This window comes from Celeribacter baekdonensis (assembly GCF_900102315.1).
In the GTDB taxonomy this organism is placed as follows: domain Bacteria; phylum Pseudomonadota; class Alphaproteobacteria; order Rhodobacterales; family Rhodobacteraceae; genus Celeribacter; species Celeribacter baekdonensis.
This window is the reverse complement of the sequence record NZ_FNBL01000007.1, coordinates 106,938-133,430: the sequence shown is the minus strand read 5'-3', so window position 1 is coordinate 133,430 and position 26,493 is coordinate 106,938. Positions and strand designations below refer to the sequence as shown.

The following is a 26,493-nucleotide window of genomic DNA, read 5'->3' as shown; positions in this document are numbered from 1 at the left end:
AGAAAACTTTTTTCAGTTTTTCGAAACGCTTTAACCGATCTGTTTGCCCTCAAGCCGCATGAACATATGGGTGAATGTGGCCGCGCCCAGCACCGGGATCAACAGGTTTACGATGGGGATCGACAGCGGCACCGCCATCAAAGCCCCCGCCAGCCAAATCTCCGGCATATGGCGTTTGCGCGCCGCTTTTGCGCCCTCGCGGCCAAGGCGACGCATGGCCACCATTTGAAAATACTCCCGTCCCAACAGAAAGCCGTTCAACGCCCAAAAGATCACCGGGGCAGCGATGTTGAGCATAAGATACAGCACCAGCGCCACAAGGTTGGCCGCGATGATCACACCGAGAAAGCCCAAACTGTCGATCACCAAATCAGAAATCGTTTGACGCGGCACGGGCGGCAGGCTGGGGAAATGGCGGTCCTCGACGGCCTCTGACACCTCTTCGAGGAAAATCCCGGTAAAGGCCGAGGCCACCGGCACCATCAAGAACATCGACAACAGGATCATAAAGAAAAACGAGCCGATTGAGAGCGCGTTGTCGATCCAATGCACTTCGCCAATGAAGGGCAGGGAGAATGTGTCCGGCACAAACACCCCGATGACCCAGACAAAGGCCAGATAGACCGCGACCAAAAGCGCCACGGTCAGGCCCAAGCCTTTGAGCAATACCGCCTGAAAGCGTTTGTCGCCCAGTTGCCCTAAGGCCTTGGAAAAATCGCCAAACATCACTGATCCACCCAGCTCACGATCTGATCCAACTCGGGGCGTGGGCGTTCGGGCGGGGCAGAGGATTCTGTGCCGATGTGGATGATGCCTGCGATGCTTTCCTGCGGCAAAAGGCCAAGACCGTTTTCCACAAAAGACCGATCATGGGAGGCCCAGCCAGACAGCCAATTGGCCCCCCAACCCGCCGCCAAAGCCGCGTTTAAAAGCGACAGGCAGACAGCGCCTGCGGAATAAAGCTGTTCAATATGGGGGACTTTTTCGCTGTCTTTCGGAGAAAACACCACCGCCACGGCCAGATCGGCATCGGCATATTGGTGGCGGGCTTTTTCGATCTTTTCCGGGTCGATCCCGAGGCTGTGCCCCAAAGGCGCGATCATCTCGGCCAGCCGCGTCAGCGCCGCTTTTTCCAGCACAATCAACCGCCAAGGCTCCAGTTTCCCATGATCCGGTGTGCGCAGGGCTGCCGTCAGAATTGGTTTGAGCGCGTATTTGTCCGGCACAGGTGCGACCAATGTCTTGGCCGGGCGGGAGCGACGGGTGAGCAAAAAATCGAGGGCGGCAGAATTGGGGTTGGGCATGTCTGGCCTTTTGGTTGCGCGTTTGATGTTTCATGTCGGAGGTTTTACAATCAGATTCAACCGGGCAAATGAATTTAAGCGACCAAGCCCACAGATGCAGGTTGGAAGAATGGGCAAAGAGGCATTGAAATCGGCGATTGAGGCGGCGTTTGACGGCGATATGTTATCCGTGCGCGTCACGCCGAAAGCCTCACGCAATGTTGTGACAGTGGAGGACGGGCAGGTCCGGGTCTATGTCACCACGGTGCCAGAGGGCGGCAAGGCGACGAAAGACGTGGTGAAACTCTTGGCCAAATCTTTGGGCATTGCCAAATCCACGCTCGAACTGGTGCGTGGCGAAACCTCGCGCGACAAGGTGTTTCGCCGGGGCTGATTTCGACCTCTAGTCTTTGACGGGCGTCAACCGATAGGCCCCCTCGGGGAGGTCCAATGCCGCACCCAAATCATGCAATTGCCGCATCGACAGGGTGATTTTCTGAACCCGATCCGTGCGCGGGTCGAGCTGTTCGAGCGTTACACATTCGGAAAAGGCATTGATGATGACATCCTCTTGCAGGACGAATTCACCTTCGTCCATAAGGGTCACAACGGTGGCGTCGAAGTCGTGTTCAATGGTAAACATACTCCGATGCTACTCCGCCCGTGGCCGAATGCAAGTGTGCACATTTGTGTGATTGGTCAGTGGCGCAATATGCGCCTATTTCTGAGGCGCATATACGGTGTTATGTCTTTAGGGCGTCGTGGAAAAGGACCGTCTTTAACGTGAAAAAAATGTTCGCAACTGTGATGATCGCGGGGCTTTTGTCCGGCTGTGTCGACATGACCACGACGCCGCCTGTGGACAGCCGCCCGCAATCCCAACCTGTGTCCGCGCCGGTGTCGCGGTCTGGCTCCGTAACGGTTAGTGATTTTGCCAATGTCGTCGCTCGGGTTGAACCCGTGGCCGAACGCGAATGTCGCGCCCGCACCTCTGGGGCGAATTGCGATTTCAAAATTGTGGTCGAAACCGATCCCAAAGCTCCCTCGAACGCGTGGCAATCTCTGGACGCAAGCGGTCGGCCGGTCCTGACCTTTACCGTCGCTTTGATCGCCGATGTCCAAAACACCGATGAATTGGCCTTTGTGATGGGGCATGAGGCCTCGCATCACATCGCGGGTCACTTGGCACGCACGGAGCAGACGGCCATCACGGGCGCGCTTTTGGGCGGCGTGTTGATTGCGGCGATTGGTGGCGATGCCTCAACCATCGAGACTGCGCAAAACATCGGTGCCACTGTGGGCGCACGGAGCTATTCGAAATCCTATGAGTTGGAGGCCGATCAATTGGGCACGGTGATCGCCTATCACGCCGGGTATAACCCGGTGCGCGGGGCTGCATATTTCACCCGTATTCCCGATCCGGGCGATCGCTTCCTTGGCTCGCACCCGCCCAATGCGCAAAGGATCGAAACCGTGCGCCGGACCATGGCGACGCTGTAAAGATGGCGACGCCATAGAGACGCCATAGGTCTGTGTCGAACGCTGGGCATTTCTGACGCAGACCGGATCTTAGACGCGCGATGCGCTGAGGTCGGGTGTGTGGGAAAAGCCGGCCTTCGCCATTCGGAACGTTGTCTGAATCTGAGCTCGCGCAGTCACTCAGTCCTTGCTGATATCGCGATATACCTGAAGCGCTACGGGTTTTACGGGCAGATGCGCATTGTAGTAGCCTGAGGCCTCTATCGACGCCTCGCGTGCGTTTCCAATCCGCGCAGCGACTGTCCCTTCGCAGTAGCGTCCTTGGCAAACCCCCATACCGCTGCGGCATTCTAGCTTCACGGCGTTCACGGACTGAATGAATGGATTATTTTGCAACGCGTCTTCGATCTGTCTGTTCCGCACCTCCTCACAGCGACAAATCACGGTCTCGTCCTGACGAGAGAGTTCAGCCAGTGCTTTCCGCTTTGGTTCAAACATCGTCTGCATCACATCAGAAAACCGGCCCGCGCGGATCAGGCGTCGGGTTGAGTGTGACAGTGCCCGGTCGTCAAGTTTCGCCCCAAGCGATGCTGCAATGAACAAGCCCGCGATATGCCCTTCGGCCCAAGCACGTTCTGCTCCAGCCACCCCGGTCGGCTCGCCTGCGACGAAAATATCGGGGGCCGTACTTTGAAAGCGGGCGTCATGCAAAACCGTCCAGCCGCCGCCTGCCGAATCCCATTTCATCTCGCACCCCGCTTGACGCGCCAGTTCCGTTGATGGGGTGAAGCCGTATCCAAGAACTAAAATATCGGCCTCATGCAGATGGCTTTCGCCAGTGCCTAGCCAAGAGGGATCAACCGTTTCCAGCCGGACCCGCAAACCTGTATCTTCCGGTGTTGCCTCGCTCACCACAGTTCGCCAGCGTATAGGTACGCCATGCCGCATGATCTTGGACAGTGCACGCACCGCCTCGGTGAAAATAGAAACATGACCAGGCACGGCCGGCAATCCGCGTGCCATTTCCTTTAGCCCAGGCAAATCTCGCGCCAAGGCAATCTCAACAATATCTGCCCCTGCATCCAGCAATTGCCCTGCAAGGATCAGTTGGATCGGGTGCGACCCCGCCAGGACAACACGTTTGCCACTCAATAGCTTTTGACTTTTTATAAGCGATTGGATGGCTCCTGCAGTCATTACGCCAGGCAAGGTCCAGCCCGGAAAGGCCACGGGCATATCATAAGCACCCGTTGCAAGTAACAAACGCCGGGCAGAAACACGTTGTCCGCCGTCAGGCGAGCTGACAGCCAGTTCAAGAGACGCGCGGTCATCCTTGTCATTCCCCCGCAACACCCCAAAGGCCGTGGCGCGAAAGGCCGCCGTGATTTTAGGGTGATCTTCGAAACGTTCGATCAGATCGCGCGCCCAAGCATAGGGGCGATAGACGCCATGCCGTTCGCCCCAAGCCTCTGGTGGTCGGCGGAAAATTTGGCCGCCTGCGCGCGCCTGCTCATCAACCACGATAACGGAAAAGCCCATATCGGCCACCGCAAGAGCGGCTGCCATCCCAGCAGGACCAGCGCCGACAATTCCCAGATCGTGCATCACTTTCCCTCCTGACGGTTGACTTGCATGCCCGAACTCACATCGGTCAAACAGGCCCGCACCAGAGAGTGCCCGTTCACGCAGACCGCACAGTCGAAACAGGTGCCCATATTGCAAAATGGCATGCGCGGCTCACCGCCACGGGTCACATTAAAAGCCGTCACACCAGCGGCCAGCAACGCAGTTGCCACCGTTTCGCCGTCATAGGCGGTCACTGTCGTCCCTTCGAAGGTGAACTGAAGTGCGCGGCCACGGTTGGCCTTGAGGCGCTGTGCTTTGAACATGGGTTAGGCCCTTTCGTATCTGTCAGGGGCAAAGGCCGTCAAATCCGTATCTGGCATACGGCCGGCGATCAAATCGGCAAGCACCTGCGCAAAGCTGGGTCCAAGGGTGAATGCCGAACCTCCCGTTGCGACGAAGGCTCCCGGTTGCTTGGGAATGGGTCCGACAAGCGGCAATTGATCAGAGGTCACGGTGGTTGTGCCGACCCAACTGCGGATGACGGGTATGCGCGATAATTCGGGTAAAACGCGGATCGCCATATCTGCATTGCCAGACAGGGAACTGGCCAGGAGTTCTGGCTTTGCCTCAAAATTCGGCTCTCCGTCTGCGTTACGGATTAAACGCGCAGGCCAGCCACCGCCAATCAAAATATTGCCGTCCAGTGCTTGTTTCAGGGACAATCTTCCTCCGGCATGCTGGACGAGATGCGGGATCAGTTTTGGCACGCGCTGGGTGACCGTCATCATAAGTGCCAGCGGAATGGTTGGCAGGTGCGCCCCCATCATCTGTCCCAGTCGTGTCGTCCAAACCCCTGCGGCAATCACAATACTCTCGGCAGACAGCTCCATCGTTCCTTCAGCGGATGTGACGACCACATGCCAACGCCCCCCATGGCGTTCAAGCCTTGTGACTTCTGTGCGGGTTTGTATCTGAGCGCCTGCCTGTAAAGCCGCGCGCGCCAAAGCTGGTCCTGCGGTGCGTGCATCTGCTTTGCCCTCGGTCGGGCAATGCGCTGCAGCGATCACACGTTCCGAAAGATACGGGGCAATCCGGTCGATCTCCGTTCGGTCGATCATGCGGTTGTCGAGTCCCCAGCTGCGTTCTATTTCTGTCTTTTTTTCTAACAGTTCGACCTGATGGGTATTCTCAGCAATCATGAGGCCGCCGGTTTGCTTGACCTCAATGGCTTGCCCGCACAAATCGGGCAAGTCAGACCACAGCTTGGCAGCTTCCAAATGCAAAGGCATGGCTTCTGCCGCTTTGCGCGCCGCTTCTACACCACGTTCGATCATCCGGTATTCAAGCTGAAAATGTAGGCTTCCGGCATTGCTGCCGGACGCATGTTGATTGATCTGGTCGCGTTCAACCAACAGAACCCGCCCGCCTTCGCGGGCAATCATCCAAGTGGTGGCGCATCCAAGCAATCCACCGCCAATGACGATCGTGTCGAACGTGCGGGGTTTCACGGGATCAGCCCAAAGGTTGGGTGTCTAAACCCAACTTGTGCAAAGTGGCCTCAATCCGGGCGACCTCTTCAGACGTTAGTTCTAACAATGGTTCGCGTACGAAGCCTGCGGGAACACCACGTAAACGCAAAGCAGTTTTCATGATCGCCTGCTGATTGCCGAATTGCACCCCGTAATCTGGGCGAAACCATTCTGTCATGATCACACGATCCCTTTCGCCCAACTCGATTGCAAGGGGTCTGTTTCCATCTGCAATTGCGCGCCAGTAATCAGGGTGATCGGCACCGAGCACCCCGCCGGACCCCATAAGCCCATCACCATGCCCCAGCAGCGCAAGGTCAGTCCCCAACGCATTGGTCGGCAGGCCGAAATAGCGCACGCGGTCTTCAAGGCGATACATGCCGTTCAAGAATTCTGCGAAATTCCCGGTGGAATTCTTAATCGCGACAACATTGTCAATATCCGCCAATTCGTCCAGCAGTTCTACATCCATGTCAACGATACATCCGCGAGGCCAGTTGTAGACGGTCATCGGGATTTCGGTTGCATCCGAAACGGCACGAAAGAAGGTCACGATCTCACGTCGGTTTGGAACCATATAAGGCGGCGGTGTGAGTAAGATCCCGTTTAACCCGGCCTCTTGCGCGGCGTCGGCATGAACGATGGCCTCGGCTGCGGTAAAGGCATTGCAGGCACCGATGACCCAGAGCCCCGCTTTGCAGAATTTCGCACCAGCCGTAAACAGATCTGCGCGTTCTGCGGTGCTCATGCTGAACCACTCGCCACTGGTGCCAGCAAGGATGACGCCGTGCATACGTTCGGCGACCAGCCATTCCATTTGTCCCTCAAAGGCATCAATATCTAGGCGTCCTTTGCGATCAAAAGGCGTGGTGATGGCCGGAATATATCCGGTCCAGTCAACAGAATTGCGGTCCATAGAAAGTCCTTTCGGTGTCTGCTTTTTCACGGAGTCATCGGGTCTTGGTCGCTGATCCATCGGAGCCTTCAAAACGACGGCCCCATCCGGTCAGCACAGCGACGAGCATCACCACGGTTAAGACGAGCGGGTAGACGGTCATCGGGAAGAGCGCAAAGGTGGATTGTGTCGGCGTGCCTTCATAACCAGAGGTGAGCAGCGTACCAATAAACAGGTATGCGCTGAGAATTGGCACCACAGATGCCAGCCCAAGGGCGAAACAATCCATCACGTTGGCGCGACGGTAAGGGTGTAGGCCCACACGCGCACCCAGCTCATCTGCAATCGGACCAAAGGTGAGCATCGCCGCAGAGTTCACCCCGCCGAAAAGTACTGTGGTGGCAGAGACTCCAAGACCGATTGCCAGTTCAACACCGCGTGGAGTTGAGGCCAAGGTGCCGGTGGTCAGTTTGGTCACGATCGTGTCCATGACGCCCGCGCCCCGCAAAACTCCCATGATCCCGAATACCGAGATCACCAGCGCTACGGTGCCCAGCATGCCCGATACCCCGTCATACAGGTAGCCAGTCGGCGCTCCATCTGAGACACCGGCGATGTCATTCAGGTTGAGCAAGCCCACGGCCAGACCAGTCAAAGACCCAAGGATCAAGCCGACAGTGACCGCCAAGAAAATGTTGCGGGACACCATTGCGACGATCAGCATGATTGCGACAGGGATCAACATCAGCAGCGGCAGTGGCGAAGCTGTGGCAGAGAAGACTGCTACATCTGTATTGTGTGCCGCCGACATGCCGACAACCAAAAAGAACACAGCTGAGATCGCAGCCGACAACAAGGCATAGCGTGCGCGGTGTCTGACCACGCCCCCAACATCGGCGACATCATCTTTCGACCGAAAGCGCTGGCTGGATGACGAAATGATGGTGGTATCAGAAATTGGGGCAATGTTGTCACCCAGAATGGCCGCCGACAGGATTGCACCCGCAAGCGGGCCTGGGGCAGCACCAATAGCCAAACCCGCAGCATAAAAGATCGGGAAGGCTGTAAACATCGTACCGATAGACGAACCCGTTGCCATAGCAATCAGGCTAACCGCCATAAAAACGAAGACCGTGTAATATCCAGTGTTCAGGCCGACTTCCTGTGCCAGCCAAACAAATCCTGAGGCGACGCTCGTTGCCTTGATCAGGGCTGAAATCATGCCCACCATGAACAGGATCACGACAATGGCAACCGCGCTTTCGCTGCTGATGCCTTTCATAACCTGCGTCCAGAACTCTTTATAGTTCGTTGCAAAAAGTGCGCCGATCAGCAGCGACACAAAGCCGCCCATGGCCAAGGCTGTCATGTCAAAAGCTTTGAAGACGACGAAATAGAGAAAACAAGAGATGAGAAATAAGACGGGTGGCAAAAATGCCATGCCCAGTCCGCCACGGAACTGAAGATTTGGTTGGTTCATCGCGAACCTCCTTGTTGGGTGCGCCTTCACACTCCGGCCTGGCTGTCTTTGCAGAATTCACCGAAGAGAAGGGGTTATTGTGGTTGAAATGTCTTAAGCCGACAGGCCCATTCCGCTGCTTGGATCGGTGATTTCTTGCAACTCCACGAAGTTTCCATCGGGGTCCTGACAGTAGCACAGGCGCATTGGCCCCACATCAATCGGGTCTGACGTGAACGTGACTCCTGCTGCGCTCAGGAGGGCATGGTCTGTTCTCACATCGTCGCTGTCCAAACAGATATGAGCGATGCCTTTCGTGGTGAGCGAAGGCGCATCGCTGCGCACGGACAGCGGTTGGGTGTATTCGAAGATTTCCAGGAAAGCATTGCCCGCTTTCAACAAAGCCGAACGGGCAGTGGAATTCGGCACAGCGGTGATTTTTCCGGCCAAATCGGATAACGCGTCCCCGGCGTCCCAGCCGAAGGTGGAAATCACTTCAAAGCCAAGCAGGCCCTGATAGAACGGAAGCAATGTATCGAGGTTTGGGGTTGCGAGACTGGGGTGGTGGATGCCGCGGATCATAGTGGTCTCTCCCTATGCGCAAGCTGTAGCTTCGATCTCGACCAGCAAATCTGGCGAGAACAAACGTGTCGTGCCGACAAGAGTGCTGGCGGGGCGGTGTCCTGCTGCGGCGAATGGACCAATCAAAGATTCCCAGTTTTGCAGCGTGGCGTCCATGTCCGTGGTATATATGCGGATGCCTTGCACATTGGCAAAGGTCATGCCCGCCTGCGTGAGCACTTCGCCCAGATTGGCAACGGCAAGCGCCATCTGTGCACCCATGTCGCCGGGGTGTTGCGGCGCGCCCGACGCATCGGTGGAACATTGGCCGGACAGGGTGAGAAAGCGGGTCGCATCGCTTACCTTGCGGGCATGCGCAAAGCCGAAGCCATCTTGCCAGCTCCATGGGTTGATTTCGCAGGTTTTCATTTGAAGTCCTCTGTGTTGGTAAGGTGTGGTTGTGTCCACCGATCTGACGTCGGCTTGCACAGCACTCAGTTCGGTTTCTCCGAGGCTGTGTTGTCCCGTCCAATTTCAAAGAAAAACAAGATTGCAATCAATGCCCAATATCTGAATATTAGGTTGCATAAAACGCAACGTATTTTTAATTATATCAGGTGAATACGTCTTTCCATCTAGGCCACCACAACATGAGGATTCAGATGCACATGCATGATCGTCGGATACGTTTCCTTTACGAAGCATGGCGCAATGGCTCGATGCGCGCCGCTGCCGATGTTCTGAATGTTGCTCCTTCCTCGGTCAGCCGACAGATCGCCCAGTTGGAGGAGGAAACCGGTACAGATTTGATCGAACACGGTCGCAGGGAAATTCGCCTGACCGATGCTGGTCACGCGGTCCTGGATTACTATCGGTCTCAACAGGCTAGTCTGGAGTTTCTGGAAGGACAGCTCCTTGACATCACGTCGGCCCGAGCCGGTCATGTCGAATTCGCCATTGGCGAGGGGTTCCTCGGTCAGGCGCTGTATGACACTCTGGACAGCTTTATGAAGGATTATCCTCGGATCACATTGAATGTGAGTGTCACTGACACCACCCAGATGATGCGGATGATTTTGGACGACGAAGTGCATTTTGGCGTTGGATTTCACCCGATTTCTCATCCGCAAATTCTGTCACGCTATCGGGCGACAGTGCCTTTGATGGCGATCATGCATGTGGGGCATCCGTTGGCTCAGCGCCAAAGCCTGTCGATGGCAGAGTTATGTGCCGAGGCATTGGCCTTGATGGGGCCGACTTTTCGTATTCGGCAAATGATTGATGAGGCAGCGACCAACAACGGGCTCATGGTTGCCCCAATCGTCACCAGCAATTCAATTGGCCTTCTGTCTCGTATGGCGATTGAGCGGCGCGCGATGACGGTTCTGCCCGCGTTCAGCGTTGCTGCAGAACTGGCCAGAGGTGAGTTGACGGCTGTATCCGTGGATGCGCCCCAGCTTCAGTCCGTCTACGTTCACCTTCTGGCCCGTCGCAACCGGCGTTTTCCTCCGCACCTGGATGCGCTGTCGGATCATATCCGCAAACGTTTGCTGCCTTCGACCTTGTCATCGCCTCGCGAATAAGGTGCGAAAGCCTTAGGCGGCTGCGCATATTTGCTCAAATTGCGCTCTGTTCAGCGCTATCTGCGCAGGGCTTTCAGCGGCCAAACAAAGAGTGTGGTCGCCACTGCGGCACAGACGACAATGACCTCCTGCGAAAGATCAATGCGTCAGTGAACGCCAAAACGATACCCGCCCAAAATGATACCCACTTGGTGCCAATATGAGGGTGTTGTTCTTGTGACCAATCGGGGGGAGAAAGGGGGGGTGAGAAAGGCGCAGGACGCAGCCCCCGCCATCATCACGCAGGCGTTGATCGTTACTGTTGATCTTGCCGCTGAGTGCGCTCGAATAGCTCTCGTGGCAAACCACCAGCTTGTCCTATAGCTCTACGAAGTTTCCATGGCCTTGCCGCGATTGCATGACGAATGATGCGGTTCAGCTTTCTTTTCTTGTGCAGACGAAAGGCGAGCCTGTGATCCATATCTGGAAAAACGAAGTGCATGGCCTTCGCATCTTTCGGGAAGCGGTCAAGATGGATTCTCTCGTCCGGACTGACGCCATGAATGATCATAATAGAGGTTTTTTCGCTATGCAGGCGTGTGATCGTTTCGAAGGGCCAGTCCGTTATCTGGTTGCGGAAGGCCCGCCAGCGCTGCTCTTCGGGGACACGCTCTGGATGAACAGAGAATTGCGGCACGATGGCAATCGCGGCGTCGATCTGCGTTAATCCTGCCAGCATTAAAGCCATTGTTCCACCCATCGAATTGCCAAGCGCAACAATCCGAGTGGCATTTACCTGATCAGCAAGCTTTTCGATTGCCGCAACGATTTGTTGTGCAATTCCCGAACCGTTCATCCAACTGCGCGAGGCATCCGACACAAAGAGAACGTGGTTCGCCCCTTCTTGGGAAGCCATTTTGTGGAATTCACGTGGCGGCGATTGCGACCGCTTGGTGCCAACGCCTGCAAGACAGATGACCAATGTGCCGCTTTGACCTGGCAGATAAGAGAGTGCGACTGGCGGTTTGGCCACGATCTCTTGCAGGACCGGCAAAGTAGGGTTGATGTTGCTTTCGTTCATTTTGGAATAACCTAGGTTGATCCGAGCCTTTGTTGACGCGATGCTATTGGGTGCTCGGACAGGCTGTTCATGGCGGGATCTGCCTTGGATTTTCGCCAATGGAATTCGGTGTTCAAGCAGTTTCTCAGATGGGTGAAGGTCGTTGCATTCGCACACTCTCGCACTGGCCGCAGCAATAAGGTTCATGCCTATAGACCCTCCCGGCTGTTCGAGCTCACCGGCGACCAAACCCATGACAGAAAGGCGTTTGGAGCCTTTTGGGGCAGGGTTTCAGATTCGCAACAGGCGCTCCTTTGCGTTCAGATCATGTCCACAACAGCTTTAAAAATCGTCAATGAGTGCCTTAATTTTATGCGCGTGGTGGGCAATTGGGGCGATAGCGGCCCTCAAACCCCGTTTTTGATACGGATCAAAGAGCCTGTGGGCCGCCTCGTGGTTGGTTTGCTGCGGATCTTTAAATGCATCTCAAACCGAGGATCGGAGGCCGCTATGACCAAATTTGGACACTATGACACCCATGCCCTTTTGGTGGATCGGATGGCGGACACGTTAGGCGCGGACCTGACCGAGGCCGCACAACGCGGTGAAGGCCCGACAGAGGCGGAAAGCCGCGATCGGGTGTACCGTTGCCTGAGCTGCACCAGCCCCGATCTTTGCGTCAAATTTCTCGACGCCCATGCTGAGATGGAAACGACCGCACGTCAGGCTCCGGGGTATTGCCGCAACAAAGCCGATCTTGAACGCCTCGCGCTACGGTAACCCAAGCCCTATGCCCAAGCCCTATGGAGGACGAATGATGTCACAGACAGTGCCCTTTCCACAGGCGTCCCCACGTCCGGGCAACGCCTGCCTGATGCATGGGATGGCCGAGCGCCTTGGTGCCGATGTCGAACGCGCGGCGGTCTCGGGCGACATTTCACCGCAAGAACTGTCTGATATGGTCACCCGATGCGGTGAGTGCACCCAACATGATGCCTGTATCATTTGGCTTTTGGAACATCAGGGGCCGCAAGATTTACCGCCGGAGTATTGCCTGAACACGCAAGAACTCCATTATGTGCGTGCGGTGCAGGACCAAATCATCCCCGATTGATCCCAACTTTATGGGCAAACAAAAGGGGCCGCATCGGCCCCTTTCTCATGTCTGGCCTGAGGTCTGGCCTGAGGTCAGGACAGTGGTCGACATCAATTGCGTGCGGCCGCGCCTTGACCATTTCCGCCCAGTCCCGAACCGTCTGCCGCCAGCGCCGAAAACGCGGTCATCTGCGCGCGCACGTTGTCGCCCGCCACATCCGCGATGGTGGAGGTGGGGGAGACGCCGCTATAGCCAGCATCGGTCAAGCGCGTGACCAAAATCTCGCCTGTGGTGTCAAAGATTGGACCCAGCGTGATGAGGCTTTCGTCCGAAAACGCCGAAAACGCGGCAAAGTTCGGCGGCCCACCGTTGCCTTGGGTCTCATCCACGCCGACAAAGGCATATCCCGTCAGGGCCACGCTGGCCAAAATCAAAACCAAGGCAATCGGGCGTTTGAAATAGAGTTTAAACGGTCGCCAGTTCAGCACCACATGAAAGACCACCACGGCCATCATTGCCAAGCCGATGATCTCATGTAGCCAACGGCCCAGATCGGTGACGATATGGAAATACCAAAACGTGCCGGTGATCCCGACGATCAAAAATGTACCGATGGTCAGCGGCGTGGCGAATTTACGGAGGGTGGACATGGTCTTTCCTTTGCGGTGCTTTCACGTTTTACGCGACAGGCGCGCCAATCCGTCGCGAAACGCCGCCATAATATCATGAATTTTCACGCTGTCGTTGATATGGCCCCGGCTTGGCGGGGCCGGATTGCTGTGGTGCCCGGCGCGCGGGGGATTTATACCGGGCCTATGCAGGTTTTCGATGGCATCATCTCGGATCGCGGCTCCAAATACGCCGTCTCAGGCGCGCCCTGTGCGGGGCCTGAGGAGGCGAAGGTCCTGATCAAAACGCTCTGTAAACAAAAGAAATTCGCCAAGGCCACCCATAACACATGGGGGCTTTTGCTCGCGGATGGCACGCCGATCAAAAACGATGACGGCGAAAGCGGGGCCGGTATGGTAATCCTGCGGATGTTGGAGCGGGAGGGGCTTTATGACCACCTCATCATCGTCACCCGTTGGTATGGCGGCAAACATTTGGGCGGCGATCGGTTTCGCCATGTCCAAGACGCGGTGCGCTATTATTTGGATCGGCTTTGAGGCGAGCTACGCGCGGCTTTTACGGCGCAAATGCCAGCGGTAAATCAGCGGCGCCAAGACGCGGTCATAGGCCAAGACGGTGAATGGCCGCACAATCGGCCAGCCCGTCACCCGCGCCAAAAAGCGATAGCGCGGCATCTGTGCCCAAAGCACCCGAAACGCGGGCATCCCGGATAAAACCTCACCCTGGTGCGCGACATAAAGCCTGCGCGCGGCTTGATCGGCGTCGATGCCCCAACCGTCCCGCGCCGCCGTGTTCAGGTCGTCAAACCGGATCGGCAGGCCGTTTTTGCCCGCATAGCGCGCATAATGGCCGATCTCTTTTGAACAGACCGGGCACTCACCGTTGAAAAGGACTTTGGTTGGCTCATCCATGCCCAAGAGTTAGTGCTTTTCGACCGTCTCGACAGGCCCGCCGTGCAATTTCCACGCGGTAAACCCGCCGCCGACATGGGCCACATTCGTGAACCCCATCTCGACACAGGTTTTCGTCGCCAAAGCCGACCGCCACGCCGAGGCGCAGTAAAACACGTATTTCTTGCCCTCTGCGAAAATCGGTTTGTGATAGGGGCTTTCCGGGTCGATCCAAAATTCCAACATGCCACGCGGGCAATGAAACGCGCCGGGAATGCGCCCCTCGCGCTCCAACTCGCGGCGGTCCCTGAGATCGACAAACACGATAGAGTCGTCTTTGACGAGCTTGATCGCGTCCTCCGTTGGGATCGTCTCGATCACCGCCAGCGCCGCGCCGAGCAGGTCTTTGTAGTTTTTGAGCATGGTGTCCTCCGTTTGGGGGGATTTAACCCTGTGGAGGTGGGGAGCGCAACGCTGACCTCATACCGCGCGATGAAAGCATCGCGAGCGCCTAGGTCTTATTTTACGAAGGCATGTTCTTATATGAGTTTTGGTCTGGCGCACTGGCAACCTGATATTATGTCGATGATAAGAGCAGTCCGCCAAACTCGACCCAGTTGCGTATCGAGAGCATCTTTGGCCGTTAGTCGACCAGAGTATACTCCCAAGAGCTTCCAGCAAATGGGCTTATGGATCAATTCCATTTTGGGTCCCCCGTCGACCTTTCGATAATATGAGTCATTACAGATAGCTAGGCATGGAGAGCCTGACATTCCTTCCCGAGAAGCGGTATCAACAATTAATGGGTTGATCGGTAAAGGATCAAATTCGGGAGAAGTTGCGAGGGTAGCTTTTTTCCAAATCGGAAAGCTGCCTTGTTCGCTGTAACCTTGGGGGTATCCGGGTATGAAAAGGTCTCCTCCAAGGTCGACAAACATATCCTCTTGGTGGCCATCAACGCTGAGAATGTTCCTCGCTATACCAACGGTATTTTGATTTACTTTTAAAGCCGCAATATCAACGTTCTGGCCATGTTCCGGATGATCAAGCCACAGTGGGTTTTCGTTTTCATCAAGCAGTTTCAATTTGTGTTTGATTACGACAAGGCGATGGTCGCGCATCTCCCGTTTTACCGCAATACATTCGTCAGGTATCGCGCATGAACTGTGACGAGGTTGACCAGTTCTTGGATTTCTTCCGGAAAACACATGCCAATTAGATACTATAAACCACTGGGTACCATGCTTGACAAAAAAACCAGTTCCAGAACCAATCTCCTGTTCCTTCGCCAGTAGTGTCAATTGGGTAAGTGATGGTGTTAAAAAGTGAGCAGTTGCAGCCACTAGTCTACCTTTTCAGCAAGTTTCCCCACAAATCATACTCCCCAGCCTCATCCACCTCAACAGTCACCAAATCCCCAACACTCACCCCCTCAGTCCCCGCGTCAATAAACAGGTTGCCATCAATCTCCGGCGCGTCCGCTTTGGTGCGGCAGGTGGCGATGCCGTCTTCGTCGATGTCGTCCACGATGACCTGCATCCGCTGCCCGACTTTGGCCGCCAATTTGGCCTCGGAAATCGCTTGGGCGCGTTCCATGAACCGGTCCCAACGCTCTTGTTTGACCTCGGGGGCCACATGATCGGGCAGGGCGTTCGAGCGTGCGCCCGAGACGTTTTCGTATTGAAAACACCCGACCCGGTCCAATTGCGCCTCGTCCAACCAGTCGAGCAGATACTCAAATTCCGCCTCGGTCTCGCCGGGGTAGCCGACGATAAATGTGGACCGCAACGTGATGTCCGGGCACATGCCGCGCCAGGCGGCGATTTCGTCCAGAACCTTGGCCGAGGCCGCAGGGCGCGCCATGCGTTTCAAAACATCCGGGTGGCCGTGTTGGAACGGGATGTCGAGGTAGGGCAGCACCGCATTGCCCGCATCGGCCATCAAAGGGATCAACTCGCGCACATGCGGGTAGGGGTAGACGTAATGCAGCCGGACCCAAAGCTCATCGGCGGAGGCCAATTGGCCAAGCTCGCGCGCCAGATCGGTGATGTGGCTGCGCACCTCGCGGTCTTTCCATGGGTGGGTCGAATAGCGACGATCCAAACCGTAAGCCGAGGTATCCTGTGAGATCACCAAGAGTTCTTTGACGCCCGCCTCGACCAATTTCTCCGCCTCACGCAACACCGCATGGACCGGACGCGAGGCCAATTTGCCGCGCATGTCCGGGATGATGCAGAATTTACAGGCGTGGTTGCAGCCTTCGGAAATTTTCAAATAGCTGTAGTGGCGCGGGGTCAGGCTCACGCCAGAAGCAGGCAGAAGGTCGATGAACGGATCGGGGGAGGGCGGCACGGCGCCGTGGACGGCATCCAAAACCTGTTCATATTGATGCGGACCGGTGACGGCCAAAACTTTCGGATGGACCCCGGTGATATAGTCAGGCTCGGCGCCCAGACAGCCGGTGACGATGACCTTGCCGTTTTCCTGCAAGGCCTCACCGATGGCTTCCAAACTCTCGGCTTTGGCCGAATCCAAGAACCCGCAGGTGTTCACAATCACCGCATCGGCCCCGGCGTAATCGGCGCTGATTTGATAGCCTTCGGCGCGCAGGCGCGTCAGGATGCGTTCGCTGTCGACCAAGGCTTTGGGACAGCCCAAGGAGACCATCCCAATCGTGGGCTGGCCATTGCGGTCCTCGGGGCGAGCGACAGTGTCAAATTGCGCTTTGGGCGCAAGATCGGGGCGGAGGTTTGGCGGGTTCTGACTCATCCTCGCGATATACTCCGAACGGGATGATCGGAAAAGCCCTGTTGCGTTGCGGCGTGCCTTGCGCTGCTACGCGGCGGAAAATTTTGTCGCATGGTTATAAATATTCGCATAAGTTTATGGAGATCACAGCACTGTGATCCCATAAATAATATGCACAGCGTCGCGAGATGTTCGCGTGACGCGAATTCGGGCGCGATCACGCCGCAAGGAGGAGTGCGGTCGCATCCCCGAAAACAATGGAGGGAAAGAATGTTCGTCAAAGACCAAACCCGTTTTGCGGGACCCGTCGTGCTGTGCCTGATGGCCAGTGCTTTGCCCCAAACCGCCAGCGCCACCGAAGGTTATTTTGCACTGGGCTATGGCCCCGCCCAACGCGGTGTTGCGGGCGCAGGTGTGGGCTATTCTCAAGACGCCATGTCCGGCGCGATCAACCCGGCGAGTGTCGCCACTGTGGGCCGGGAAATGAGCCTTGGCCTTCAGGCGTTTTCGCCAAGCCGTGGATTTACAGGAGACAGCACGGGCTTTGTCCCCTCCGGCACCATCGACAGCGGCAAATCGTTTTTCCCCGTCCCCAATGCCGCCTATAACCTGCCGCTGTCCAACGGCGCGGTGGTCAACTTTGCCGCCTATGGCAATGGCGGAATGAACACAAGCTATGATGCCGTGCCCAATGCCAATTGTGGCGGCGGCACGGGGGTGTTTTGCGGCGGGGCTTCGGGCGTGGATTTGACCCAGCTTTTCGTTTCGGTCACCTATGCGCAAAAGCTCGGGCGGCTGTCTTATGGCATCGCGCCGACTTTGGCGGTACAGGCATTTGAGGCCAAGGGGCTTGCGGCGTTTTCCGGCATTTCCGTCGATCCAACCGCGCTCACCGACAATGGTTATGACTATTCCACCGGCCTCGGCCTGCGCGTTGGTTTGCAATATGAGGTGAGCGATCAATTGACCCTCGGCCTTTCGGCGCAAACGAAATTCAACATGTCCGAGTTTGACAAATACGCCGGGCTGTTTGAGGGTGGTGGTGATTTTGACATTCCGCCCACGGTCGCTATTGGCTTGGCGTATCAACCGACCTCTGATCTGGCCTTGCTGCTGGATTACCAGAAAATCTTTTACTCCGATGTGCCCGCCGTGGCCAATCCCATGTCCGCAGGCGCGCTTGGTGCCGATGGTGGCGCGGGCTTTGGTTGGGAGGATGTCGAGGTGATCCGTTTGGGAGCGGAATGGAAGGCCTCGCCGGATATGACATGGCGTGTGGGCTATGCCCATGCGGCGAACCCGGTGGGCGCGGATGATGTGACCTTTGGCATCCTGGCTCCCGGTGTGGTCGAGGATCATTTTACGGTCGGTGGATCGCGTCAGATAAACGCACGCGACCGGATTGATTTTTCGGTCTCCTATGTGCCGAAAAACACCGTCTCAGGCCCGGAAATGACCCCATTGGGACCAACGGGTGGCACGGTTGATTTGAACATGAGCCAACTCTCCGCTTCGATCGGCTGGACCCGCAGCTTTTGATCATGCTCGAAACCTGAGAGAAGGGCGTCCGTTGCGGCGCCCTTTTTGTCGCGCCATGTTGCTGCGTCACCCAGGCCCCACTCGCGCGTCCTCGCACAAATTCTGTGCGGCCAAATTGGGTGCCTTGACGTGCCGCTTGACGTAGACTGGGCCAAATGCCTCCTCTCCAATACAAGGTTTCACAATGCTGGCCAACACCGACACCCGCTACGGGCTGATCGCCCGTTTGTTTCACTGGGTCATCGCGCTTTTGATCCTGACCGATCTGGCGCTGGGCCTGATCGGCGAAAACATCCCACGTACGGCGGACACGGCCGAGACCCTTAAAACCCTCTATTCCGTACATAAAACCATCGGCGTCAGTGTTTTGTTTCTCGCCATCTTGCGCATCCTTTGGGCCGTGATCCAGCCGCGCCCGGTGCCGGTGCATCCTGCGCGCCGGGCTGAGACGCTTTTGGCCGAGGTCATCCATTGGGCGCTTTATGGTGCGATCATCGTCATGCCCCTGTCCGGCTGGGTGATCCATTCTTCTGAGATCGGCTTTGCTCCGATCCTTTGGCCTTTTGGGCAAAACCTGCCTTTCGTCGTTAAATCCGAAGCCCTCGCCCATACGGCGGGCGCGGTGCATGGGCTGTCGGCTTTGGTGATCTACCTGACCGTCGGCCTGCATATCGCGGGGGCGCTCAAACATGCGGTGATCGAACGCGATGGTGTTTTGGCGCGGATGCTCCGGGGCCGCGATGCCGGAACGCCGGGTGAGCGGGCCACCACATCCCATGCCGTGCCGCCGTTGGTTGCACTTGTGCTTTGGGCCGGGGTGATTGGCTTTGCGGTCTTTGGGCCGAAGCCGCCGATGCCGGAGGCCGAAGCGGCACAAATGCCCGCCAGCGCACCCGTCGAAACCGCCGCAGTTCCCACCTCTGACTTGCCGATTTGGACGGTGCAAGACGGCAGTCTGGGGATCGCCGTCATGCAAATGGGGGCGGGTGTCGAGGGCCGCTTTGCCACTTGGTCCGCCGCCATTGCCTATGACCCGGACGCGGGCACGGGGGAGGTGTCTGTGACCATCGACACGACCTCGCTCACTCTTGGGTCGGTCACCGCACAGGCGCAGGGGCCGGAGTTTTTCAACACCGCGACCTATGCCTCCGCCACCTTTGCCGGACCGATCACCCGCACTGGGGCCGGGCCAGACCATCAGGTGGCGGGCACGCTGACATTGGTCGGGCAAACTGTGCCTGTGGCGCTCGATTTCACCTTGGATCTTGCGGGGGATACGGCGACAATGACGGGACAAACCACCTTGGATCGTCGTGATTTCGGCATGGGCGCGGGGTATGCGGACGAATCAACCGTGGGATATACTGTCACCGTGGATGTCAGTCTGACCGCGACCCGCGCGCCCTAAGCGGGGCGTTTCGGCGCAATAGAAAAGGCCGCTGGAGATCGTTCCAGCGGCCTTCTTTATGTCTGTGGCGTTGGGAGAGCGGCTTATTCGGCCTGCATCGCCTCGATGGAAATTTCGATCTGAACTTCGTCAGAGATATAGGGCGTGTACATGCCCATGTCGAAGTCGGAGCGCAGCACGGAGGTCTCGGCCTCAAAGCCAACCCAAGGCTTGCCGGCCATCGGGTGATCGCCCATTTGAGTCACTTCCGCGTCCAAAACCACCGATTTGGTGATGCCGTTGATGGTCAGATCGCCGGTGATTTTGCCTTCGGTTTCGCCGGTCACTTCGATCCCGGTGGAGGTGAAGGAAATCGTCGGGTTGGCTTCTGCGCCAAAGAAATCGTCGGTCAGGAAGTGTGCAGTGCGTTCGGCCCAGCCGGTGTAAAGGCTGTCGGTCGGGAAGGCGACGGTGACAGAGGAGGCGGCGGCGTCTTCGGCGTCAAACATGATTTCGCCGTCAAAGCCCGAAAACACGCCCGTGGTGGTCGAAAAACCCAAGTGCTCATAGGTGAACACGATTTGGCTGTGCGAGGCGTCGAGCACGTATTTCACCGGCTCTGCGGAAGCCGCAGCGCCAAGGCCAAGGATCAGGGCGGAGGACAACAGGATAGATTTCATACGAAACTCTCTTTGATAAGGGTTGTTTGTGTTGCGATGCAGCAAATCTAAGCGCCCGTGGAGTTTACACAATTCCACAGGGTCAAACAGAATTTGTGCACAGACGAACGATCATCGGCGGGTATTTGCGGATAGCTGTGCAAATACCAACCAACTGTCCGCTGAATTTAGGATTTAAGCCGCCATCCGGTTTTGAAAATCCACCCGATCACCGCAAGGCAGAGTGCCAAAAACACCGTGATCGCCGCCAAGGAGAGGGTCACAGGTACATCCGCGACGTCGAAAAACGCCCAGCGAAAGCCTGAGATCAGGTACAGAACCGGGTTGAATTTCACCACGACCTGCCAAATCCCCGGCAACATCGCGGCGGAATAAAACGCGCCGCCGAGGAAGACCAAAGGCGTGACCACCAACATTGGCACGATGTTGAGCTGTTCAAAACTTTTCGCCCAGATGCCCAAGATAAAGCCCAAAAGCGAGAAACTCAGCGCCGTCAGAATCAAAAACACCATGGCCCAAATCGGATGGATGATGTGGAGATCGACAAAGACAAAGGAGGTGGCAATGATCAGCACCGCGACAAACAAGCTCTTGGTCGCCGCCGCGCCGACAAAGCCCATGACGATTTCGAAAAATGACACAGGGGCGGAGAAAAGTTCAAAGATCGTGCCGGTGAATTTCGGGAAATAAATGCCGAAAGAGGCGTTGGAAATGGACTGTTGTAGCACCGACAACATCACCAGACCGGGGACAATGAAGGCACCGTAGGCGATGCCTTCGACCGTGTCGATCCGCCCGCCGATGGCCGCGCCAAAGACCACGAAATAGAGCACGGTGGACAGAACCGGGCTGAGAATGGATTGATAGATGGTGCGGAAAAACCGCGTCATTTCAAAGCGGTAAATTGCACCAATCGCGCGCCAGTTCATGCCTTTTCCTCCACCAGATCAAGGAACACATCCTCAAGGCTGCTTTTTGTGCTGTCGAGATCGCGCACATGAATGCCCTCGGCGGCCAGATCGGTGATCAGCCGGGTGATCCCGGTGCGCGCCTCGCGGGTGTCATAGGCATAGGACAGCTGTTTTCCGTCCTCGGAGCGGGTCAAATCATAATCGGCGAGGCTTTCGGGCAGGGTTACGAGCGGTGCGCCTAAATCCAGTGTCAAAACCTTGCGACCAAAGCTTTGCATCAACTGGGTTTTGTCCTCGACCAAAAGGATCGACCCTTTGTTGATCACCGCCACGCGGTCGGCCATTTCTTCGGCCTCTTCGATATAATGTGTGGTCAAAATCACGGTCACGCCAGTGTTGCGCAGATCGCCGACCACTTTCCACATGTCGCGGCGCAGATTGACATCAACGCCTGCCGTCGGTTCGTCCAAAAACAACACTTCGGGATTGTGACTGAGCGCCTTGGCGATCATCACCCGGCGTTTCATACCACCAGACAACTCTTTGCATTGATTGTCTTTTTTATCCCAAAGCGACAGGGATTTGAGGACATTTTCGATATGGGAATCATCGCGGGGCAGGCCAAACAACCCGCGTGTAAACCGCACCGAATTCCACACAGTCTCAAACAGATCGAGCGCCAGTTCTTGCGGCACCAATCCAATCAAACGGCGGGCGCGGCGCGGCTCTTTGGCCACGTCAAACCCACCGACCAAGGCCTGTCCCGAAGAGATCGTGACCAGCCCACAGACCGCGCCGATCAACGTGGTTTTGCCCGCGCCATTGGGGCCAAGAAGAGCAATAATTTCGCCTTTTTCAATGTCTAAAGACACGCCTTTGAGCGCTTCAAAGCCGTTGTCATAGGATTTCTTCAGATCGCGAATGGAGATGATGGCTGCCATGTCGGTCCTCTTTATTGGGGTGCTCTCTAAATAGGGGGTGTTCTCAGTGAAGCAAGCGCGCAGAGTGGCAGGGTGCGGTGGTCTAAAACGCACAGCCATGATCGTTGTGCCATGCATGTGGGCCAAAAAACTGGGCGGCCTTTGTCACATAAATACATAAAGAGCCGTCTGTTTGAAACGGCTCTTTAAAGCGTTCCGCCATAAACCTGTTTCACGGGTTTATGGCGGAACGCCCACAACATTGATATGTCTGGCAGCGTCACGCCTTTCCCCTATCTCAGGTTATAGTCGTGACGCTTTAATAACGTGTTTCAAGAGGTTGCACCGCGTTAGCGGCGGCGGTCGCGACGCGATGACATCGGCTGAAACGCCACGCCCACATGTGCCTCACAATAGGGTTTGCCCGCCTGAGAGGGCAGGCCGCAGAACCAAAAATCCTCGGTTGCCGGATCGCCGATCGGCCATTTGCAGGTCTTCTCGGTCAATTCCATCACGGAAATCCGCTTGGCCTTTTTCTCGACTTCGCTGACTTTCGCCAATGCCTCGGCAGGGATTTCATTGGCCGAGGGTTGTGGCGGCAAGGGCTGCCCCGCCGGAATGATCTGACGACGCGCCGCACTCATCGGTTTGGGCGCGGGCTCTGCTGCGGGCTCGATCTCTTTGTCCTCGGGCGCGTCCGCCTTGGTTTTGAGTTCGGGCTTGGGCTTGGGCGCGGGTTTGGGTTTGGGGGCCGGGCTTGCCGCCGCCGGTTTGGCCGCAGCACCCGTCGTGCCCGCACGGTTCGAGAGGCCCAAACGGTGGACCTTGCCGATCACCGCGTTGCGCGTCACACCGCCAAGCTCCTTGGCGATTTGTGAGGCGGATTGACCCTCCCCCCACATTTTTTTCAAAGTTTCGACGCGCTCATCGGTCCAGGACATGATGCTTCCTTCGGTTGTCTTGCGGCATATGGTGGCCTTTCGGCACAGCCAAACCGCGAAAAGCGCCCCTGCACAACCCGTTTGCAGGCAGGACCGCTTGAGAATTCGTGTTGACCCCTATTTTAAACACACCGCTTGCGGTTACAAGCGGGCGCGGGCGGAAATCGTAATACGGGTTTCCACACGCGGCGTCCTTTGGGGCAAAACGGGTTATAGCAAGGGAGAGCGGCAATGGAAATGGCACATAATGAGGTGCAAATGGGTGTGCGGCGGTTTGGGCGGGTCAATTGGCTTGGCCTGTACACACTGGCGATGCGCGAAGTGCGCCGTTTCACCACCGTCTGGACCCAAACGCTTTTGGCGCCACTGATGACGGCTGCGCTGTTCTTGACGATTTTCTCCCTCGCCATCGGCCCATCGCGCGGGGACGTCATGGGGGTGCCCTTCGTGCATTTCCTCGCTCCTGGCATCTTGACCATGACCGTGATCCAAAACGCCTTTGCCAACACCTCTTCCTCGATTGTGATCTCAAAGGTTCAGGGCAATATTGTCGACACCTTGATGCCACCGCTTTCGCCGATTGAATTGGTCTTGGGCTATCTGGCCGGGGGATTGGCGCGCGGGCTGTTCGTCGCTCTGGCGATCTGGTTGGGCATGGCGCTTGTCGTCGGGCTTGGTCTGGCGCATCCGTTTTTTACCCTCGCATTCATCACGCTGGGGGCGCTGTTTCTGGGGGCTTTGGGCATTTTGGCCGGGGTCGTATCGCAGAAATTCGACCAAATGGCCGCGATCACCAATTTCATCATCACGCCGCTGTCCTTCCTCTCCGGCACCTTCTATTCGGTCGAAAGCTTGCCGCAGTGGTTTCGCGTCATCACCCATCTCAACCCGGTATTTTACCTGATTGATGGGGTGCGGTTTGGTATCATTGGCCGTTCGGACAGCTCACCATGGCTTGGCCTTGTGGTGATGAGCATCGTGACGGCGGCACTGATTTTCACCTGCTGGGTCTTGTTCAAACGCGGCACGAAACTGAAATCCTAAGCGCCAAATTTTGGCCTAATTCACCATTTATATACCATGGCACTGTCTTCTTAAGGTGTGCCATGGTCCGTTTCCTTTCTACCGTTATCCTGTCCCTGCTTTCGTTTGGCGCATTTGCCGCCGATAGCCTGCCCAGCGAATTGGACAGCGCGGATCGTCGCGCCGAATTGATCGGTTGGGAGGGCGTTGGACGGCTGGATGTGGCGCGTCGCTCGACCTGTTCGGGCGCGTTGATTGCGCCGGATCTGGTTCTGACGGCGGCGCATTGTGTGGTGGATGGCAAAAACCAACCCTATGCGGCGGATCAAATCACCTTTCGCGCCGGGCTGCGCAATGGCGATTATGTTGCCGCCTCGCGCGGGATCGCCGTGGCCGTGACGCCCGGCTATGACATCACCGACAATGTGACGGCGGGCAATATTCGCCGCGATGTGGCGCTGATCCAACTGGCCTCGCCGATTGCCCGCGCCCAAGCCGCGCCTTTCCCCATTCACCGGACGTCTAAGCCGCGCGGCGAATTGATGGTCGCCTCTTACGGGCAGGGCCGCAATGATGCGCTTTCGATTCAGCGCGAATGCCATGTGATTGATTTCTCGCAAGATATTTACAGTTTCGATTGTGACATCACCTTTGGCTCCTCCGGCGCGCCGGTGTTTGCCTATGACGGGGTACGGCCCGCGATTGTCTCTGTCGTCTCCTCCATGGGGGTGCGGGACGGGCGCAGGGTCGGGTTTGGTATGGCGCTGAGTGATCGGGTTGCGGCGCTCAAACGCCAAATCGCCTTGGGCGCGGCGCAAGTTGCGGCCAAACCCGTGGTGGTTAAACGCATTTCTGTGGGCGGTGGCAGCACGCAAAGCGTTGGCAATGCCAAATTTCTGCCCGCGAAATAAACCCGCGACCTAAGATTTGCTTTGACTTGGCGGGCGATTTGCCGGAAAACCCGGCGCATGAACACCGTGACCACATATATCTCCACGCCCCGACGTCGACGCTAACGCGTCTTTGACGTCCGTTCATCCGTGCCCAATCCGGCACATTTCCGCGCCAAACTGGCGCATCTGCCTCATAAATCACTCCGAAACCGTTGACAGCCCCAAGGCATAGCGCCACCCATGGGGCCTGTTCATTCAAAAGGGTAAACCCTATGATTTCTTCCGTTTTGCCGACCTATAACCGGGCTCCGTTGTCTTTCGTCAAAGGCGAAGGCTCTTGGCTGATTGAGGCGGATGGGCGACGCTTTTTGGACCTTGGCGCGGGCATCGCGGTCAACACGCTGGGCCATGCCAACCCGGAACTGGCGCAGACCCTCAAGGATCAGGCCGACACGCTGTGGCATGTCTCCAACCTCTATAAAATCCCGGCGCAAGAAAAACTGGCGGATATGCTGGTCGATCTGACCTTTGCCGACACCTGTTTTTTCACCAATTCGGGCACTGAGGCTGCCGAACTGGCGATCAAAATGGCGCGCAAATATTGGTACACCAAGGGCCAGCCGGAAAAGATCGAGATCATCACCTTTGACGGCTGTTTCCATGGCCGCTCGACCGGGGCCATTGCGGCCTCGGGCGCTGAGAAAATGGTCAAAGGTTTTGGGCCACTGATGCCCGGATTTGTCCATCTGCCCTTTGGCGATCACGAGGCGCTGACCGCGGCCGTCTCTGACAAGACCGCAGCGATCATGATCGAACCGATTCAGGGCGAGGGCGGCATTCGCGTGGTCCCGGATCAGTGCCTCAAAGGCCTGCGCGATCTGTGCGATGAAAAGGGTATCCTGTTGATTTTCGACGAGGTCCAATGCGGTGTGGCCCGGACGGGCAAATTGTTCGCCCATGAATATGCCGGCGTGACGCCGGACATCATGATGATTGCCAAAGGCATCGGCGGCGGTTTCCCTCTGGGCGCGGTTTTGGCCACCGAAGAGGCGGCCTCAGGTATGACCGCGGGCACCCACGGCTCGACCTATGGCGGCAACCCTTTGGGCTGTGCCATTGGGGCCAAAGTGCTTGAAATCGTGTCCGATCCGGCGTTCTTGGCCGAGGTGAACCGCAAGGCGAGCCTGATGCGCCAAAAGCTTGAAGGGCTTGTTGCGGCGCACCCGGACGTCTTTGAAAGCGTACGCGGGCAAGGGCTTATGCTTGGCCTCAAATGCAAAGTCGCGCCGGGTGATCTGGTTGCGAAGGGCTATGAGGCGGGCGTTTTGACCGTACCCGCCGCCGACAATGTGGTGCGGCTGTTGCCCGCGCTGAACATTTCTGACGAAGACATTTCCGACGCCGTGGCGCGGATTGATGCCGCCGCCAAGGCGCTCTGATA

The 26,493-nt window shown here is 56.9% G+C and carries 31 protein-coding genes; 11 read left to right on the top strand and 20 right to left on the bottom strand.

Features of this window, described 5'->3' with window-relative positions; all coding sequences use genetic code 11:
• Positions 1-30: 30 nt before the first annotated feature.
• Positions 31-726 (bottom strand): EI24 domain-containing protein, encoded by a 696-nt coding sequence (locus BLT54_RS13085; RefSeq protein ID WP_074645720.1) that lies wholly within the window; start codon positions 724-726, stop codon positions 31-33.
• Positions 726-1,304: a nitroreductase family protein gene (locus tag BLT54_RS13080; protein ID WP_074645718.1), complete on the bottom strand. Its 579-nt coding sequence runs from the start codon at positions 1,302-1,304 to the stop codon at positions 726-728. Before BLT54_RS13080 ends, BLT54_RS13085 begins: the two co-directional genes overlap by 1 nt.
• Positions 1,305-1,413: 109 nt before the next feature.
• Between BLT54_RS13080 and BLT54_RS13075 the strand changes: the two genes are divergently transcribed.
• Positions 1,414-1,677 (top strand): DUF167 domain-containing protein, encoded by a 264-nt coding sequence (locus BLT54_RS13075; protein ID WP_083351815.1) that lies wholly within the window; start codon positions 1,414-1,416, stop codon positions 1,675-1,677.
• A 9-nt stretch (positions 1,678-1,686) separates the two neighbouring features.
• On the opposite strand, the gene BLT54_RS13070 is transcribed toward BLT54_RS13075, so the two are convergent.
• Positions 1,687-1,926, bottom strand: a complete 240-nt coding sequence (locus tag BLT54_RS13070) for a hypothetical protein (RefSeq protein WP_074645717.1) — start codon at positions 1,924-1,926, stop codon at positions 1,687-1,689.
• A gap of 149 nt (positions 1,927-2,075) precedes the next feature.
• Here BLT54_RS13070 and BLT54_RS13065 point away from each other — a divergent pair, with 149 nt between their 5' ends.
• Positions 2,076-2,783 (top strand): M48 family metallopeptidase, encoded by a 708-nt coding sequence (locus BLT54_RS13065; RefSeq protein WP_074645836.1) that lies wholly within the window; start codon positions 2,076-2,078, stop codon positions 2,781-2,783.
• A gap of 159 nt (positions 2,784-2,942) precedes the next feature.
• On the opposite strand, the gene BLT54_RS13060 is transcribed toward BLT54_RS13065, so the two are convergent.
• From BLT54_RS13060 to BLT54_RS13030, 7 genes are all read right to left on the bottom strand, one after another.
• Entirely contained in the window at positions 2,943-4,367 is a 1,425-nt protein-coding gene (locus BLT54_RS13060; RefSeq protein WP_074645714.1) for an FAD/NAD(P)-dependent oxidoreductase, read from the bottom strand.
• On the bottom strand, positions 4,367-4,651 hold the full coding sequence (locus BLT54_RS13055; RefSeq protein WP_074645712.1) for a (2Fe-2S)-binding protein: 285 nt from the start codon (positions 4,649-4,651) through the stop codon (positions 4,367-4,369). Before BLT54_RS13055 ends, BLT54_RS13060 begins: the two co-directional genes overlap by 1 nt.
• Positions 4,652-4,654: 3 nt before the next feature.
• Positions 4,655-5,836 (bottom strand): NAD(P)/FAD-dependent oxidoreductase, encoded by a 1,182-nt coding sequence (locus BLT54_RS13050; RefSeq protein ID WP_074645709.1) that lies wholly within the window; start codon positions 5,834-5,836, stop codon positions 4,655-4,657.
• A 4-nt stretch (positions 5,837-5,840) separates the two neighbouring features.
• Positions 5,841-6,773, bottom strand: a complete 933-nt coding sequence (locus tag BLT54_RS13045) for a dihydrodipicolinate synthase family protein (RefSeq protein WP_074645706.1) — start codon at positions 6,771-6,773, stop codon at positions 5,841-5,843.
• Positions 6,774-6,807: 34 nt separating this feature from the next.
• Positions 6,808-8,232 carry a Na+/H+ antiporter NhaC family protein gene (locus BLT54_RS13040; RefSeq protein ID WP_074645704.1) on the bottom strand — a complete coding sequence of 475 codons (1,425 nt, stop codon included), beginning with the start codon at positions 8,230-8,232 and terminating at the stop codon, positions 6,808-6,810.
• 93 nt (positions 8,233-8,325) lie between these two features.
• Complete coding sequence (locus BLT54_RS13035) at positions 8,326-8,793, bottom strand: VOC family protein (RefSeq protein ID WP_074645703.1); 468 nt, start codon at positions 8,791-8,793, stop codon at positions 8,326-8,328.
• Between the two features lie 12 nt (positions 8,794-8,805).
• On the bottom strand, positions 8,806-9,201 hold the full coding sequence (locus tag BLT54_RS13030; protein ID WP_074645701.1) for a RidA family protein: 396 nt from the start codon (positions 9,199-9,201) through the stop codon (positions 8,806-8,808).
• 221 nt (positions 9,202-9,422) lie between these two features.
• Between BLT54_RS13030 and BLT54_RS13025 the strand changes: the two genes are divergently transcribed.
• A complete protein-coding gene (locus BLT54_RS13025) occupies positions 9,423-10,355 on the top strand; it encodes a LysR family transcriptional regulator (protein WP_083351814.1) in 933 nt (310 codons plus the stop codon).
• Positions 10,356-10,650: 295 nt separating this feature from the next.
• On the opposite strand, the gene BLT54_RS13020 is transcribed toward BLT54_RS13025, so the two are convergent.
• Positions 10,651-11,601 carry an alpha/beta hydrolase family protein gene (locus BLT54_RS13020; RefSeq protein ID WP_176832884.1) on the bottom strand — a complete coding sequence of 317 codons (951 nt, stop codon included), beginning with the start codon at positions 11,599-11,601 and terminating at the stop codon, positions 10,651-10,653.
• 303 nt (positions 11,602-11,904) lie between these two features.
• Between BLT54_RS13020 and BLT54_RS13010 the strand changes: the two genes are divergently transcribed.
• Both BLT54_RS13010 and BLT54_RS13005 read left to right on the top strand, forming a co-directional pair.
• On the top strand, positions 11,905-12,174 hold the full coding sequence (locus tag BLT54_RS13010; protein ID WP_074645835.1) for a DUF6455 family protein: 270 nt from the start codon (positions 11,905-11,907) through the stop codon (positions 12,172-12,174).
• Between the two features lie 34 nt (positions 12,175-12,208).
• Positions 12,209-12,508, top strand: a complete 300-nt coding sequence (locus tag BLT54_RS13005; protein WP_143026813.1) for a DUF6455 family protein — start codon at positions 12,209-12,211, stop codon at positions 12,506-12,508.
• 92 nt (positions 12,509-12,600) lie between these two features.
• Here BLT54_RS13005 and BLT54_RS13000 read toward each other — a convergent pair whose 3' ends face one another.
• Positions 12,601-13,140, bottom strand: a complete 540-nt coding sequence (locus BLT54_RS13000; RefSeq protein WP_074645693.1) for a DUF4405 domain-containing protein — start codon at positions 13,138-13,140, stop codon at positions 12,601-12,603.
• 165 nt (positions 13,141-13,305) lie between these two features.
• Here BLT54_RS13000 and BLT54_RS12995 point away from each other — a divergent pair, with 165 nt between their 5' ends.
• The gene (locus BLT54_RS12995; RefSeq protein WP_074645834.1) at positions 13,306-13,656 is read left to right on the top strand and encodes a YigZ family protein; all 351 of its coding nucleotides are present in this window, start codon (positions 13,306-13,308) and stop codon (positions 13,654-13,656) included.
• Positions 13,657-13,662: 6 nt separating this feature from the next.
• Here the strand turns inward: BLT54_RS12995 and BLT54_RS12990 are convergent, their stop codons facing one another.
• The 4 genes from BLT54_RS12990 to rimO form a co-directional block, all read right to left on the bottom strand.
• A complete protein-coding gene (locus BLT54_RS12990) occupies positions 13,663-14,031 on the bottom strand; it encodes a thiol-disulfide oxidoreductase DCC family protein (protein ID WP_074645690.1) in 369 nt (122 codons plus the stop codon).
• 9 nt (positions 14,032-14,040) lie between these two features.
• A complete protein-coding gene (locus tag BLT54_RS12985; protein WP_074645688.1) occupies positions 14,041-14,433 on the bottom strand; it encodes a rhodanese-like domain-containing protein in 393 nt (130 codons plus the stop codon).
• 116 nt (positions 14,434-14,549) lie between these two features.
• Entirely contained in the window at positions 14,550-15,353 is an 804-nt protein-coding gene (locus BLT54_RS12980; RefSeq protein ID WP_074645686.1) for a trypsin-like peptidase domain-containing protein, read from the bottom strand.
• A gap of 4 nt (positions 15,354-15,357) precedes the next feature.
• Positions 15,358-16,779, bottom strand: a complete 1,422-nt coding sequence (gene rimO / locus BLT54_RS12975) for a 30S ribosomal protein S12 methylthiotransferase RimO (protein WP_074645684.1) — start codon at positions 16,777-16,779, stop codon at positions 15,358-15,360.
• A gap of 249 nt (positions 16,780-17,028) precedes the next feature.
• Between rimO and BLT54_RS12970 the strand changes: the two genes are divergently transcribed.
• Positions 17,029-18,297: an OmpP1/FadL family transporter gene (locus BLT54_RS12970; RefSeq protein WP_074645682.1), complete on the top strand. Its 1,269-nt coding sequence runs from the start codon at positions 17,029-17,031 to the stop codon at positions 18,295-18,297.
• 184 nt (positions 18,298-18,481) lie between these two features.
• Entirely contained in the window at positions 18,482-19,705 is a 1,224-nt protein-coding gene (locus tag BLT54_RS12965) for a cytochrome b/b6 domain-containing protein (protein ID WP_074645680.1), read from the top strand.
• Positions 19,706-19,788: 83 nt separating this feature from the next.
• Here BLT54_RS12965 and BLT54_RS12960 read toward each other — a convergent pair whose 3' ends face one another.
• The 4 genes from BLT54_RS12960 to BLT54_RS12945 form a co-directional block, all read right to left on the bottom strand.
• Positions 19,789-20,364 (bottom strand): YceI family protein, encoded by a 576-nt coding sequence (locus BLT54_RS12960; RefSeq protein ID WP_074645678.1) that lies wholly within the window; start codon positions 20,362-20,364, stop codon positions 19,789-19,791.
• Between the two features lie 167 nt (positions 20,365-20,531).
• A complete protein-coding gene (locus BLT54_RS12955; protein WP_074645675.1) occupies positions 20,532-21,293 on the bottom strand; it encodes an ABC transporter permease in 762 nt (253 codons plus the stop codon).
• Complete coding sequence (locus tag BLT54_RS12950; protein ID WP_074645673.1) at positions 21,290-22,216, bottom strand: ABC transporter ATP-binding protein; 927 nt, start codon at positions 22,214-22,216, stop codon at positions 21,290-21,292. The genes BLT54_RS12955 and BLT54_RS12950 overlap by 4 nt, the downstream gene beginning before the upstream one ends.
• Before the next feature lie 329 nt (positions 22,217-22,545).
• The gene (locus BLT54_RS12945; protein WP_074645671.1) at positions 22,546-23,136 is read right to left on the bottom strand and encodes a GcrA family cell cycle regulator; all 591 of its coding nucleotides are present in this window, start codon (positions 23,134-23,136) and stop codon (positions 22,546-22,548) included.
• Positions 23,137-23,367: 231 nt separating this feature from the next.
• Between BLT54_RS12945 and BLT54_RS12940 the strand changes: the two genes are divergently transcribed.
• From BLT54_RS12940 to BLT54_RS12930, 3 genes are all read left to right on the top strand, one after another.
• Entirely contained in the window at positions 23,368-24,180 is an 813-nt protein-coding gene (locus tag BLT54_RS12940) for an ABC transporter permease (RefSeq protein ID WP_083351812.1), read from the top strand.
• A gap of 62 nt (positions 24,181-24,242) precedes the next feature.
• Positions 24,243-25,070: a trypsin-like serine peptidase gene (locus BLT54_RS12935; protein WP_074645669.1), complete on the top strand. Its 828-nt coding sequence runs from the start codon at positions 24,243-24,245 to the stop codon at positions 25,068-25,070.
• 254 nt (positions 25,071-25,324) lie between these two features.
• Positions 25,325-26,491, top strand: a complete 1,167-nt coding sequence (locus BLT54_RS12930; RefSeq protein WP_074645666.1) for an aspartate aminotransferase family protein — start codon at positions 25,325-25,327, stop codon at positions 26,489-26,491.
• The last annotated feature ends 2 nt before the right edge of the window (positions 26,492-26,493 follow it).